This window comes from Turicibacter sp. HGF1, from assembly GCF_000191865.1.
GTDB classification, from domain to species: domain Bacteria; phylum Bacillota_I; class Bacilli_A; order MOL361; family Turicibacteraceae; genus Turicibacter; species Turicibacter sanguinis.
In genome coordinates, this window is sequence record NZ_AEXQ01000017.1 from 1 (window position 1) to 14244 (window position 14244).

Consider the following 14244-nt stretch of genomic DNA (forward strand, 5'->3'; position numbering starts at 1 on the left):
TTTTTATTAACGAAAATAATGAATAAGCAAAGTATTTAAATTTAAAAAAAGGGAAGATCGTACTAAAGCAGATGAAGATTAAGTGAGGGTGAGTGAAACTTAATCTAAGAGAAAAAGCGGCCATCCCTCATCGGATGTGCCGCTTTTAAAACATTAAACGAGCATAAGATCACTGATATTAACCCATGAACCAGGAGTTGTTGCTGATTTTGAGATGTTTAGTGCGTGGGTTGCCCCCTCAACATATTTATAAACATAGTATGTTCCGATATTCACAGAAGTCGTGGCGATGGTTGTCGTTGAAGTCCCGTATCCGTTAATTCGTTTAACCACTTCAACTTGATCTCCATGGTTAAAGGATTGCGTTGAAATGAAACTTACGTTTGTTTCATCAACCCAAGCTCCAGGAGCAATTCCTGATTTCGAAAGATTGATTGAATGGGGACTTCCGTCACTTACTTTAAAAACGATGTACTTCCCACTAGCCAAAAGGCTCGATGCCACAGAACTAGTAGCTGCCTTATAACCTGAGGCAGCCGTATTTAACTGAACTTGATTCCCAACACTTAAACTTTTATTGTTTTTTTTTAGGTCAGTCGCATTAACCCAAGCTCCCGCTACCGTCCCTGTTTTTGAAATATTAACAGCATGTAGCCCATTAGAAGCTACTTTATAAACTTTGTAAGTTCCAGCACTAACAGAAGTTGAAGCTTTAGTTGCCAAAGATGTCGAGTACCCAGAAATAGTTTGTAAAACTTCAACGCTGTCTCCAACCGAAAAATTAACCGGTGTTAAGGGCGTACTTGGGGTAGTGGTTGATTCAGTTAATTTTTGATATTCTGTTTGAATCAAGACTCTAAACACCTCATTCCCATAGCGATCTAGAATATCATGTGGGCAATGTTTTCCACTCCGTGCTTGATGAGGTAAGACTTTTGCCATTGGAATATTGTAAGTTTTCATTAACGATGCAATGACTTTAGCACCATTTTCAATGGCTGCATTTCTTAAACTAATGTCGCTACTTGTAGAATAGGCCATTTCAATCCCAATTGACTTCATATTTCCTGCACCTGTTGAACCATCTCCAGCATGCCATGTTTGAACATTGAGTGGCAAGCATTCAATGGCCATTTGATCATCGACGACGATATGAAATCCAATGTACACATTATCAGTTCGATTATTCAAATAGTTTCGTTCATTTAATGCCGAAGCATTATTTGAGGTTTGATGGTAGGTAATCTCTGTTGGGGTAAAGCTTGTTCCATATTTATACTTTAGATTGTGTTGCGTTTAATCAAGATGCATGACTTTGTACGTGTATGCCATATATATTTACCTCCTTGTAACTTGCTCATTATAGTATATTTTAACTTCCTCAAAGAGGAAGGGATAAAGAACCGCTCATTGAATAAATACGCTGTTGCCCAAGTTTTGGAGTAATCATCTTTAAATTTTTTAAGATTATCTTCAGACTTCTCTTTTATACTTAATATCGTCAAAGCTTTATATTTGAAGGGAGACAGTCAAAATGAAATTAAATAACAAACATAAAGGAACCCTTTTCCTTGCCTTCTTAGCAACTATGGGGTTATCAGCATGCCAATCAAACAGTAATAACGATACAATAACGAACACTCAAGCAACTGATGAGACAAGCTCGTCACAAAGTTTAAGTACTCAATCAACAGTGTCAGCCAATGCGACGATTCAGTTAAAACAAGATCAAACAACGGTTGAAGGAAATGGCGTGAGCATTGATGGAAATACCATTACAATTACATCAGGTGGAACGTATAACATTAGTGGAACATTAACTGATGGACAAATCATTGTAGATAGTTCAGATGAGTTAGATGTCGAGCTAGTATTAAATGGCGTCGAGATTACTTCCTCAAGTAGTGCACCTATTTATGTCAAAAATGCTAAAAATGCAATCATTAACTTAGTGGAAGGAACAGAAAACATCGTCACTGATAGCGATTCATATGTTCTTGAAGATCCAACCAATAATGAACCTAATGCTGCAATATTCAGTAAAGATGATCTAAAAATTAAAGGAACAGGATCATTAGTGGTGAATGCAAACTACGATCATGGAATTGTCAGCAAAGATGATTTGAAAATTAAAAATGGAAATATCACCGTAACATCAGTCGGTGATGGATTAAAAGGAAAAGATTCAATTGAAATTGAAGATGGAACCCTTACCATTAATGCCGGTGGAGATGGATTACAATCAAGTAACGCCGAAGATCCAACACGTGGTTATATTACGATTGATGGTGGAACGTTAAACATTGTAGCGGGACTTGATGGAATTCAAGCGGAAACAAACGTTACGATTAATGGTGGAAGTTTTGATATTCAATCAGGGGGAGGAAGTACGAATAGTAGCTCATCAACAAATACTAACATGATTTGGGGGCAATGGGGAGCACCCGCTAGCCAAACGACTACGGAAACAAGCTCATCAAGCGCCAAAGGAATCAAAGCAGTTGTTGATATTACAATTAACGGCGGAACCTTTACCATTGACTCATCAGATGATTCGATTCACTCAAATGATTCAATCAATATTAATGGAGGAACCTTTGAAATTGCTTCTGGAGATGATGGGATTCATGCTGATACAACCCTTAATTTAAATGGGGGAGAGGTTAACATCACCCAATCATATGAGGGATTAGAAGCCACAACCATTAACGTTAACGATGGAAGTTATTATGTCGTATCAAAGGATGATGGAGTCAATGCTGCTGGAGGGAATGATGCCTCGGCTACTAGTGGACGTCCAGGTCAAAATAATTTCTCTGCTTCTAATGGAATGATTTATTTAAATGGTGGATTACTTTATGTTGATGCATCAGGCGATGGATTAGATGCGAATGGATCCATTGAAATGAATGGTGGAACCGTGATTGTCAATGGACCGACAAATAGTGGAAATGGTGCTCTTGATTATGATGGAACTTTCAATATTAAAGGTGGAACATTAGTCGCTGCTGGAAGTTCTGGGATGGCGCAAACTCCAAGTTCAACTTCTTCGCAACCTATTTTAAGTATTGGAACCTCATTCTCTGAAGGAACGCTGATTAATATTAAGTCAGAAAATGGGGAAGATATCTTTACGTTTGCACCTGCTAAATCAGGACAATCCATTATCATTTCAACTCCTGCTTTAACATCAGGTGCAACCTATACGGTTTCAAGTGGAGGAACGTCTTCTGGAGTCGTAACAGATGGAATTTATACTGAAGGTTCATACTCTGGTGGAACAGAAATTGGTAGTGTCACACTTTCAAACACCATCACAACGATTGGGCAAACTCAAGGTTCAATGGGAGGAGCCGCTGGTATGGGCGGAATGGGTGGTAAAGGACAACGCCCGATGAATTAATCGCAAAAAAGACACAGATAATCTGTGTCTTTTTTGTTCTATCTCCCTCGGCTCATTTCTATACTAAATTATAGATATTTATGCCATTCATTTAGGGGGAGACGATGAGTTATCAAAATGATCAAGTGATTAAATGGGCCCTTAATACCATTAAACGAGAATATGCTGAAGATGTAAGTTTGTTATTACTCTACGGATCATATGAAAACGGAACGTCAAATGACTTGTCAGATGTAGATTTATATTTTATTCCAAAAACAGAGCGTGCTTATGAATTAAGTCAAACATTTATTATAAAAGATATTGGTTATGATTTATTTCCAATGAGCTGGCATCGAGTCGAGGAGATTGCAGACTTTAATGACCGTTTAACGCCTTGTGTTGGAGATGTAAAAATTTTATATGCAAACTCGATTGAAGATGAGAGACGATTGAAGCATTTGCAATTAAAACTTCATAAACATTTAAGTGATCGAGCATTTATGTTAAGTAAAGCGAAGCAACAACTAACAAAAGCCAAGAAAACAATGGGGGAACTAATCCTGGCAAATTCAACGTGTGAATCAAGACTTCATGCCGCCTCTATTATCTGTCAATTATCAGATTGTGTTGCTTTTTTTAATCAAACGTACTTTCATCGTGGTCTTAAAACACAGGTGGAAGATTTAAAACAAATGCGTAAGCTTCCGCTTCATTTTTTAGAGTTATACGATTTTATTGTGACGACAACTTCTAATCGTGATCTTCAATTGGCTTGTATGGCGTTAATTAAAAGCACGGAATTTTTACTTAAACAACAGGATAATCAAAAACAAGACCTTGATTATGAAAAACTGATTGGGCGATACGAAGAGCTTTGTTCAAGCTTCAATAAAATTTATACACAGTGTCAGCTTCAAAATGCGGCACTCGTCTATTTAAGTGCAGCACAAGTTCAAGTAGAACTTAACGAAATAACTGAAGACTTTCATTTTCCGAGATTTGACCTATTGTGTTATTTTGATGCTTCAAATCTTGAGAATTTTTCAATTGAAACCTTTAAAATTGAAAATCAATTCATTACTACTTTAAAGGAACACTCGATCCCAATTCGCTCATTTGCCACCATTGAAACGTTCCTTGAAACACAGTGATTTGCTAGAAGTTCATAAGTTGGGTATAATAAAGGAATAAAGATATATTGATAGGTGAGAATCATGTTTTTTATAGGAATTTTTGGTATTGAAACAAAAGATCAAGAAATTGGACCGCTGACACCGATCAGTTGTAAAGGATGTCAACAAACGGTACCCATGACACTTTTTAAACACTTTTATGTCTTTCACTTTTTCTTTATTCCACTGATCAAATGGAAGACAACCTACTATGTCGTTTGTTCAAATTGTCAAACCATTGCCATCATAGATAAAGAAAAAGGACAGGCCATTGAAGCGGGAGAACAGTCTAGTTTGACATTCTGGGACTTAGAACCCCTTCAGTCACAGATGTCTTCTGCTTTAACTCATTGCAAACACTGTGGTAAACAAATTGATCCAACTTATGACTATTGTCCTCACTGTGGAACACCACAATAAAAGCCAAGAAATCTTGGCTTTTTTATTTTTGATTTAACACAAAGTGTTCAATAGCGTTGGCAACACCACCTTCTTTGTTAGACGTGGTAATAAACTGAGCGGCCTGTTTAACATCCTCAGTTGCATTGCCCATGGCCACCCCAACCCCAGCAAATTGAATCATTGATAAATCATTTTCGCTATCGCCAATACACATCACTTCATCCGGTGTTAGATTAAAATACTTGGTTAACTGTTTGACAGCTTCACCTTTAGAGCTACCTTTTTTCATGACTTCAAAGTTGTTTTTCCAAGATGAAACAACTTCTAAATGAGGGCACTTCGCTTTAATTTCTGCTTTTACTTCATTTAAAATGTCTTGGTTAGGTGCCAAACAAACCCCTTTTAAAATTTGACCTTCATAGTGTCCGTAGATTTCATCTAAACTCGATAAGACAACTAGTTGGATTTGTTCGTCTTCTTTTAACATTTTATTCAATTGTTTATAAAGATTCGTCTCTGGTAGTTCTTGCAAGGAGATAAGTCCAAAGTTAGCCGTTAAATAGGCGAGAAGCCCATGCTGTGTCGTAATCTCTAAAAAATCACGGACATCCTCAATCAATAGCGGATTTTCATAAATGGTTTCTCCATTTGTTCCCCCAATAAATGCTCCATTTGAGGCAATAATGGGCGTCGTTAACCCAATGGTTTTGGCATAGAGTCTGGCACAATTATAAACACGTCCTGTTGTAATTGCGACATGAACACCTTGCTTAACAGCCGCTTTAATGGCTGCTTGATCTACTTCACTCACTTGATGATCATCCATTAATAGGGTTCCATCCATATCAATACAAATTAATTTTATCGCCATGATTCTACCGTCCTTTACAAATAAATTTATTAGATTCTCCTTTAAATATTATTCAGTAAAACGGACACATTAAACCTCAAAAGGGTATTTTTTAATGAGAGGAGAAGATTCAATGGGACAATTTTTACTAATTAGTTTAACGTTTCTTGTTATTTCGATTTTAATTTTTCGACATCGAACACTTGATTTTGGCATTTTGAAGACGATTCGCCACCTTATTTTAGAGATTAATCGGATGTATCGACTCTTATTTCTTGAACGCTCTTTATTAACACGCTTCGTTCAAGGTGGATTGATTATTTTTGCACAGGTTTCAACGTTTGTGTCACTCGCAACAGGAATCTTTCGCCATCTTAGAGTTGATGCTTCTATCCTCCATTTTGAACCCCTGATTAAAGGAGGGATTGTCCTCTTTGCCTTTTTATTAGTTCACTATGCGATTGGTTATGTCCTATTACTAAGTAATAAAATTCATCTTTTCTTCTATCGTGTCGAAAATCAGAATCTTAAAATGGACTTTATCTTAAGTTATACGATGATTAGCACGTTTTTATTAGTCTTATTACTATTTCCAGACCAATTTGCTAAAAATATTTCCATTAGCTTGATTGGGATGGGGATTTGCTATTTCTTGAACTTAAAGACCTTGATGACGATGATGATTAATCCAACCTACGTCAAATCGGTTCAACAACAGCAAACTTCTTTTTCAAGAATTATGATCGCTGCGATTTTAATTCTAATAATGCTCATTTTAAATCTCTATCTCATGGTCTGTTTAGTCTGTCATCTTCCACATGAAGTACCTGTTTTTTCCAATGCCAACAACTATTTTGATTTATTTTATTACACCATTATTACCTTTACAACCATTGGATATGGGGATATCACCCCCACCACGATGGCGGCTAAAACGATCTCATTGCTTATCTCAGTAACTAGTGTGATTTGTCTCAGTATCTTTTTAAGTACCATCCTATCTTATCGTGATCAAATTAACGATAACGAAGGCAATTCCTAATCATAAAAAAAGGGGAAAAAAGCAAAAACAATGAGGATTTCAGGATATGATTAAATGAAACGGGAAATTTGAATGATTTTATCAATATCACCTTAAACAGAGATCTAATAGAGCTCTGTTTTTTTGACTGTAAAAGGCGAAATTTCATCTTTTTGGGTTATTCAATCCCGCTGATTGTCATATATTAGTAGTAAAAAAGGGGGGATCAGACGATGTTAGATCAAACCATGCTTCGAATCAAACGAAATATCAAAATCTGCCTGAGTGAAATTGAGGAAATGTTAGAAACGAGTGACAGTTTGCTTTTTAATAACAACATTGTCATTTTAGTTGATCGGCAGCTATATCATCAAGTAGAAGACTGCCACAAGCAACTAGCAGAAGTCGGTGCAGATTTATATAAAATTTATGCAAATATTGATGAAGAATATACGTGGAATGTCCTTGAATTGACGATTTTAGGGCACGATTTAATTGAAAAAATGAATGACATGATTCAGATTATTGAGGACAAATGGACAGAATCTGATATTGATGTGAATAAATACCTTTTTGCCGAGGCAGCTCTAGACCGACTCGATAATGAAGAAGTCATCTTAGATATTGATGATTTAGAATATGTGGTTGACCATCCAAAGCATTACTGGATTTGTCTATATGTGGTCCACGAGAAAGAACACGAAATTTGTCATTATGCTTGTTTTAAAACAAAACGAGAAGCCTTAGTGTTCGCCATGCAAATGCAAAACTGTGGGAAAGACTGTATTTTTAACCGATTTGAAATCAAAATATAGGCACCGGGGGATGACTCCGATTTAAGAAACGAGAGAATGAGCTACCTGAGTGAGGCAAACGCCATTCTTTAAACGGTGAAGAAGAGTGGCAGAACAGTTTGTAAAAAAATTAGGATGGGAGTTCTGTTAGACTCTGCTGTGATACTTAGTAAGCGGGAATAAAAAACACACCGTTTAAACGGTGTGTTTTTTATTGATTTAAATGGTCCGTTAAAGCATCAACTGTCACAGTCAACAATCTCAATTCTTCTAAAATCTTCTCGATATGATAGTTAAAGATTGAATCAATAGGTTGCTCTAAGTGAACGTCTCCTTGACAACCATGATGGAAGAAATCAATGATTTGCAAACGATTTTTAATAGTTAAATCGGTTTCCTCAACACTTAAACAAGCAATACATTTGGCATGAAAATAAATATCATGACAGGCTTCAATCGTAACTTTTAATTGATTTAAAGAAACGGGATTTTTATCAAAGCGTCGATCCGCACAATAATTCTGATAAATCGTATTTAAACGACTTAATTCTGTATGTAAGCAGTTGACGTCTAAATCCTGATGAATGAGAATGTTTTTTACTAAGTTTTTCGTCATGTCTTCAATGGTTTCAATTTCCTTTGTTAGCGTTCCTAGGTAATTCGGTTGCGCAATCACATAGTTCACAAAAATCCCAACAATGATTCCAATCGATGTATCCGTCGTGCGTAAAATCGAATAGATTAATGGGTCTTGACCTTGAATTCCAATTAAAATAGAAACACAAACCGTCGAAGCAATGATAATCGATGAACTAATTTTAAATGAATTACAGCAAACAATCGTCATAATAACGGCTAGACCGATAAATAGTGGACTATGTAATTGAAGTTGAGCAAATAAAAAGCCAATGATCGCTCCCATAACCGTTCCGAGCAATCGATTTTTTCCTGCGACTAATGAACTTTTCATCGTATTTTGCAGTGCAAAAATCGTCCCAATGACAGCATAAAACACATTGCTAATTAAAAAAGTTTGTCCTAAGTAGAGTGTCAGGACAACGGCGATTCCTGTTTTTAAGGTCCTCATTCCAATATATCGTTTAATTAGACCTAACTGTCTCATAAGCTGTTCCCCTTTATTTTTTAAATCATCATTAGTTTAGCATGGCAAAAGACTGACAAGCAAGAGAAGTTCCATTCAATTTTATTATTTCTTCTCATAGTTTATACAAATTTGACAAAACTACTAAAGATTAAAAAAATACTACCAAAAAGGAGCTGTCAGTGAGATATGACTAGACCAGATGCTTCATTTCCAAGCACTGCTAAACCTCAAACTCAAAATAAACAACCCGGAATTGAGTCGCAAATGGATCCGAAACCCATTTTTGAACATCCTGAATATAATAAATCGGGTGGGCGATTGGATCAAAAAGTAGCCATCATTACAGGAGGCGATTCTGGAATTGGTCGAGCCGTTTCAATTGCTTATGCAAAAGAAGGCGCAAAAGTCGTCATCGTTTACTATGATGAAGTAGAAGATGCAGAAGAAACAAAACGTATCATTGAGGCCCACCAAGGGGAATGTTTGCTAATTCAAGGAGATATCGCCGATCCTAAGTTTTGTGAAGCCGTCGTGTCAAAAACGATGTCTACCTTTAATCAAATTAATATTTTAGTGAATAATGCTGCAGTTCAATATCCTCAAAATGACTTAACTCTGATTAAAGATGAAGACTTACATAAAACATTCGCTGTCAATTTTTTTGGTCCCTTTTACTTAACACGCGCGGTTTTACCTCATTTAACCGAAGGAGACTGTATCATTAATACCACATCCATTACAGCGTATGAAGGGAATGAAACTTTAATCGATTATTCCTCTACTAAAGGGGCTTTAACAAGCTTCACGCGTTCGTTAGCGACAAATCTAGCGAAAAAGAAAATTAGAGTTAATGCTGTCGTACCAGGTCCAATTTGGACTCCTTTAATCCCAGCGTCATTTGATGCACAAAAAGTTTCGCAGCATGGCGCTAATACAGCTCTTGGTCGCATGGGACAACCTGTTGAATTTGGAGCAGCCTATGTCTTCTTAGCCTCAAATGATGCGTCTTATATGACAGGTGCCACGCTTCATATTAACGGTGGTAGCATTATCAATTGCTAAAACGATAGATGATCTATCGTTTTTTTATTTTCACAAGATAAAAAAACGAACAAATGTTCAGAAGATAAAAAAGATACTTTTTTTTAAAATGAACATTAAAAGTGTGATTTTTTCCACATTTTAGATGATAAAACCATTAAAAAGGGCTTAACGATAGAATAGGGGTTAACTTTTCTCACCGCCCCAATAAAATACGAACGAACGTTTGTCAGGAATTGTGACGATAAACCAAGAATATTAACTCATGATTATTGTCATTTATTCATTCAATTCTCCGTATGATGTCACATAAATGTTAAAAAGATAAGGTGATTGTCATGTGTGGGTTAGTTGCATTAATAAAACAAAAGCAAATCACCGTAAATGATTTAGCTTTTTCATATCAGGCTTTACAAAAAATGAAACATCGGGGACCTGATGATCAAGATTTGTATTATAAAGACCACCTCATTCTTGGATTTAATCGATTAAGCATCATTGATTTAAAACAGGGGGTCCAACCGTTTCATCGTGATGACTATAACTGTCATCTCGTCTTCAATGGCGAAATCTATAATTATCAAGAACTTCGAAATCAATTAGAAAAACTCGGTTTTTCCTTTGACACTCAATGTGAGGCGGAAGTCATTCTTTGTTTATATCACCTACTTGGAAAAGAATTCATTACACAGTTACGTGGCATGTTTTCACTCGTTTTATACGATGAACGAACAGAAGAGCTGATTGCTGTTCGGGATCGATTTGGAATTAAACCGTTGTATTATTATGTAGAAGATGATGTTTTATTTTTAACGTCAGAACTAAAACCTTTTAAACAATCTACCATACCTGAGGCTAGTCTTGATTTTATTGCTTTACAGCATTACTTTACCTTTCAATATATCCCAGAACCTTTGACGTGTTTGAAAGATGTCAAAGTATTAGAACCCGGAACTTATTTAACCTACCAACGAAATAAAGGGATTGAAATCAAAGCTTATAATACCATTCAATTAATTCCCCATCATCAAATCTCATCGTTACATAAACATCAATTAGAAACCGTCATCAAAGAATCTGTTCGTGCTCACTTACAAAGCGATGTAGAGGTCGGATGCTTCTTATCAGGAGGGGTGGATTCGACTATCATTACAGCTTGTGCTAATCAATATCATCCAAAAATTAAAGCCTTCACGATTGGCTTTCACGAAGCGGGATATAGTGAAATCGAGGCCGCACGTGAGACCGCCGATTTTTTAAATATTCCTTTATACAGCCGATTCATTACCGCTCAAGAATTTATCGAGGCAACCAAAACAGTCATTGATTATCTCGATAGCCCGGTTGCCGATCCCTCCGTAACAGCCATTTATTTAGTCGCTCAAGAAGCGCGTAAACAAGTTAAAGTCATTTTGTCAGGTGAGGGGGCAGATGAACTGTTTGGAGGTTATCGGATTTATCGTGAGCCTAAGTCACTTGAAGTCTTTAATTACTTATCACCTAATACGAAAAGAAGTTTACTCACGTTATCTCATTTGATTCCAACTGGAGTAAAAGGGAAGAGTTTCATCGAAAGAGGGTGTATCCCCCTAAAGGACCGGTATGTTGGAAATGCCTTTGTCTTTAATGAACGTGAAAAACAACAGTTGTTAAATTTTTATGATCAAAACTTTACGTTTAAAGACATTACCGCACCACTATTTGAACAAATTCAAGATTTAGATCCTGTCTCTCAAATGCAAATGATTGATCTTCATACCTGGCTAAGAGGGGATATCTTGGTCAAATCAGATCGTCTATCGATGGCACATGCCTTAGAATTACGTGTTCCATTTCTTGATCAAAAGGTCTTTCAACTAGCAAAGCAACTGACAACAAATGAAAAGATAGGGCAGAATCAAACGAAAGTTTTTTTGCGAGAAGCGTTTAAAGAGATGATTCCACCTCATGTGTATGAGGCCAATAAAAAAGGGTATCCCGTTCCATTAAAGACCTGGCTCAAGAATGAACTGTATGATGAAGCCAAGCGCTTAATTTTATCCCCTCAGTGTGAGCATTTAATCAACCAAAAATCAGCACTTCGGTATCTTGATCAACATGCAACCGGGAAACACAATCACGCTCGTAAAATTTGGGCGTTGATGACCTTTGTAATGTGGTACGAAAGTTGGAAAATAGAGTAAACCAAACTCGTCAAGTATAAAAAGGATATTTTCATGTTATAATAACTAAATAATACTCTTTTTATCTAATACTGGAGGCACTTATGAAACCAAACTACTATTTTATTACTTTTACAGTGGCCATGTTAATCGTCACTTTATTAAACTTTTTAGTTGAATTAAATGCTTATACACCTCCAGTTTCTGAATCTGATCAAGCCGTTATGGGACAAGTACAGGATGCGTTTAAAGTTGTCGATTATCCTATGACGTTAATTACACTTGAAGAACAATGTATTAATGAAGAATCCTATCAAGTCCCTTGTCATGCATTACAAGACGTCCAAAAGGGAGACATCTTAATTTCTAAATCAAGTCATACCTTGCTTTTTCGTCACGGTCATGCCGGGGTAGTGGTTGATGCAGAAGCGGGACTTGTCCTTGAATCACTTGGTTATGGTGAAACCTCAACGCTACAACCCCTTTCTAAATGGGATTATTATCCGACTGTTAAAGTATTACGTTTAAAAGATGCCACGCCTGAGTTAATGGACCAAATCGTTGAAATTGCCCAAACACAGTTTTTAAATTTAGACTATAATGTGTTTGTCTCTAAAAAAGATTTAAGTGCCACGCATTGCTCTGATATTGTTTGGAAAATATTTAATGAAGTAGGGATTGATTTAGATAGTAATGGAGGACGGACAGTAACACCACAAGATATTGCAGCTAGTGAACTGTTATACGAAGTAGAATCATACGGATTTTCATCGGAAAGAGAATGGTAAGATAACAAATGAACGCGCTAACCTTAGCGCGCTTTTTATTGAAAATCTAAAAATTTATACTATTTTTCCATTTGTATGAATGCTGTATTCCTGTACAATAATAAGGTAGAAGTATTAAAAAAGAAGGGGCGTTAATCTTGCCATTAGCAGAATTTAAGTATATAGAAAAAGCGTTGGCTACACTGGATAAAAAAAGTGAGCAACTCCAAATTATTTCAACTTTATTACAAATAGAGTTCGAACAAATTGTTAACTTATATGATATTGAATATTTAAACATTACATCACGTGTTAAAAGCCACGATAGTTTAAAAGAAAAAATCTTACGTCAAGGATACTATAAAAAATATAATGATCCGATTCGTTTAATCTACCATCTATCTGATTTAATAGGGGTAAGAATTGAATGCCGTTTTGAACAAGATGAACGTGAAATTTATAAAATTCTCAGAAAACATTTCAATATCCGAAATGAAGAAGGGTATTACTACAATGACATGAATCCAAATGTTAAATTGAGTTTAGATGGTCGACAACCACAAAAACAAAAAAATGGATTCAAAATTTATCGAATTGATGGCATCATCACCGACACAAATACGGATTTACCATTTGAACTTCAAATCAAATCACTCGTTAATACCTTTTGGGGAGAAATTGAACATAAAATCATCTATAAAAACTATAGTTACCTACTAGTGGATGACTTATTAAAAGAGATGATGCATTCGATTAAAAATAACTTGGCTTTACTCGATAAACAGTTATTAACTATTTATCGAAATGTTGAACAAAATCAAACCGATGAAGATTACCAACGTAAAGGATTTGAAGATATGTTAGCGAAGATGTGCAACGATGTCTTTGCTAAAAAAATAAAAGCATCGATTGGCATGAATGTTAATATCAAAAAGGCCTGTCAAACCATTATGAAATATACCTTCTCGCCAACGGGTGGATTTGAATTAAATCAAAACACAGCTACCTTAATTAAAGCCCTCGAACGATTATCCGAAATTTCAAAACAAACCGTTCATTTCAATGTTCCAATCAAGTTTGAACGTGATCCGATATATACAACACAATTCCAAAAAATTGTAGGTCCTTATTTTATTGATGTCATGAATAAAGAATTTCATTGGAATTTATTCTTCATTATGTTATTTGAAATCGAACCTCAAGATAATGTTGGGGACTTTGAAAAGTTTATTGGTTTCTTAGAACAGGCTTATCAATCCTCACCGAGTGTCACACGTCTTAAAAAAGTGCTCTACTCACAACTTGAAGAACATAGTGATGACATCATGGAACAAATTATGGTAACCTTAGCTAACAGTATTATTGCAACAGATGATATTGAATGTATTTATGAAGATAGTATTAGTGACGTTACGAGTGTCATGATTGATGTCTTACGTGATATTACCTCACAAATTACAACGATTGACCAGTGGCGTGACCAGCAAGATGTCTTATTAACTGAATTAAGTGACCGATTTAATGAAGCATTAGAATAGAAAAAAA

Annotated in this window: 12 protein-coding genes; 9 read left to right on the forward strand and 3 right to left on the reverse strand. The window is 35.9% G+C overall.

Annotation, left to right across the window (positions count from 1 at the left end; genetic code table 11):
- Positions 1–153: 153 nt before the first annotated feature.
- Positions 154–1245: a peptidoglycan recognition protein family protein gene (locus tag HMPREF9402_RS01880; protein WP_083809692.1), complete on the reverse strand. Its 1092-nt coding sequence runs from the start codon at positions 1243–1245 to the stop codon at positions 154–156.
- 289 nt (positions 1246–1534) lie between these two features.
- Between HMPREF9402_RS01880 and HMPREF9402_RS01885 the strand changes: the two genes are divergently transcribed.
- From HMPREF9402_RS01885 to HMPREF9402_RS01895, 3 genes are all read left to right on the forward strand, one after another.
- Complete coding sequence (locus HMPREF9402_RS01885) at positions 1535–3403, forward strand: carbohydrate-binding domain-containing protein (protein ID WP_006784661.1); 1869 nt, start codon at positions 1535–1537, stop codon at positions 3401–3403.
- A gap of 104 nt (positions 3404–3507) precedes the next feature.
- Entirely contained in the window at positions 3508–4536 is a 1029-nt protein-coding gene (locus HMPREF9402_RS01890; RefSeq protein ID WP_009606305.1) for a hypothetical protein, read from the forward strand.
- 63 nt (positions 4537–4599) lie between these two features.
- Positions 4600–4977 (forward strand): zinc ribbon domain-containing protein, encoded by a 378-nt coding sequence (locus tag HMPREF9402_RS01895; protein ID WP_006784663.1) that lies wholly within the window; start codon positions 4600–4602, stop codon positions 4975–4977.
- A 22-nt stretch (positions 4978–4999) separates the two neighbouring features.
- Here the strand turns inward: HMPREF9402_RS01895 and HMPREF9402_RS01900 are convergent, their stop codons facing one another.
- Entirely contained in the window at positions 5000–5830 is an 831-nt protein-coding gene (locus tag HMPREF9402_RS01900) for a Cof-type HAD-IIB family hydrolase (RefSeq protein WP_006784664.1), read from the reverse strand.
- Between the two features lie 112 nt (positions 5831–5942).
- On the opposite strand from HMPREF9402_RS01900, the gene HMPREF9402_RS01905 reads away from it, so the two are divergent.
- Positions 5943–6851 (forward strand): potassium channel family protein, encoded by a 909-nt coding sequence (locus tag HMPREF9402_RS01905; RefSeq protein ID WP_009606307.1) that lies wholly within the window; start codon positions 5943–5945, stop codon positions 6849–6851.
- Between the two features lie 212 nt (positions 6852–7063).
- On the forward strand, positions 7064–7645 hold the full coding sequence (locus HMPREF9402_RS01910) for a hypothetical protein (RefSeq protein ID WP_006784666.1): 582 nt from the start codon (positions 7064–7066) through the stop codon (positions 7643–7645).
- 190 nt (positions 7646–7835) lie between these two features.
- Here the strand turns inward: HMPREF9402_RS01910 and HMPREF9402_RS01915 are convergent, their stop codons facing one another.
- Positions 7836–8747 carry an FUSC family protein gene (locus HMPREF9402_RS01915; RefSeq protein WP_006784667.1) on the reverse strand — a complete coding sequence of 304 codons (912 nt, stop codon included), beginning with the start codon at positions 8745–8747 and terminating at the stop codon, positions 7836–7838.
- Positions 8748–8915: 168 nt separating this feature from the next.
- Here HMPREF9402_RS01915 and HMPREF9402_RS01920 point away from each other — a divergent pair, with 168 nt between their 5' ends.
- The 4 genes from HMPREF9402_RS01920 (at position 8916) to HMPREF9402_RS01935 (ending at position 14237) form a co-directional block, all read left to right on the forward strand.
- Complete coding sequence (locus HMPREF9402_RS01920; RefSeq protein WP_006784668.1) at positions 8916–9791, forward strand: SDR family oxidoreductase; 876 nt, start codon at positions 8916–8918, stop codon at positions 9789–9791.
- Positions 9792–10108: 317 nt separating this feature from the next.
- The gene (gene asnB, locus HMPREF9402_RS01925; RefSeq protein WP_009606304.1) at positions 10109–11953 is read left to right on the forward strand and encodes an asparagine synthase (glutamine-hydrolyzing); all 1845 of its coding nucleotides are present in this window, start codon (positions 10109–10111) and stop codon (positions 11951–11953) included.
- A gap of 83 nt (positions 11954–12036) precedes the next feature.
- Positions 12037–12720, forward strand: coding sequence for a YiiX/YebB-like N1pC/P60 family cysteine hydrolase (locus HMPREF9402_RS01930; protein ID WP_006784670.1), 684 nt, complete (start codon positions 12037–12039; stop codon positions 12718–12720).
- A 137-nt stretch (positions 12721–12857) separates the two neighbouring features.
- Positions 12858–14237: a GTP pyrophosphokinase gene (locus HMPREF9402_RS01935; protein WP_006784671.1), complete on the forward strand. Its 1380-nt coding sequence runs from the start codon at positions 12858–12860 to the stop codon at positions 14235–14237.
- Positions 14238–14244: the final 7 nt, after the last annotated feature.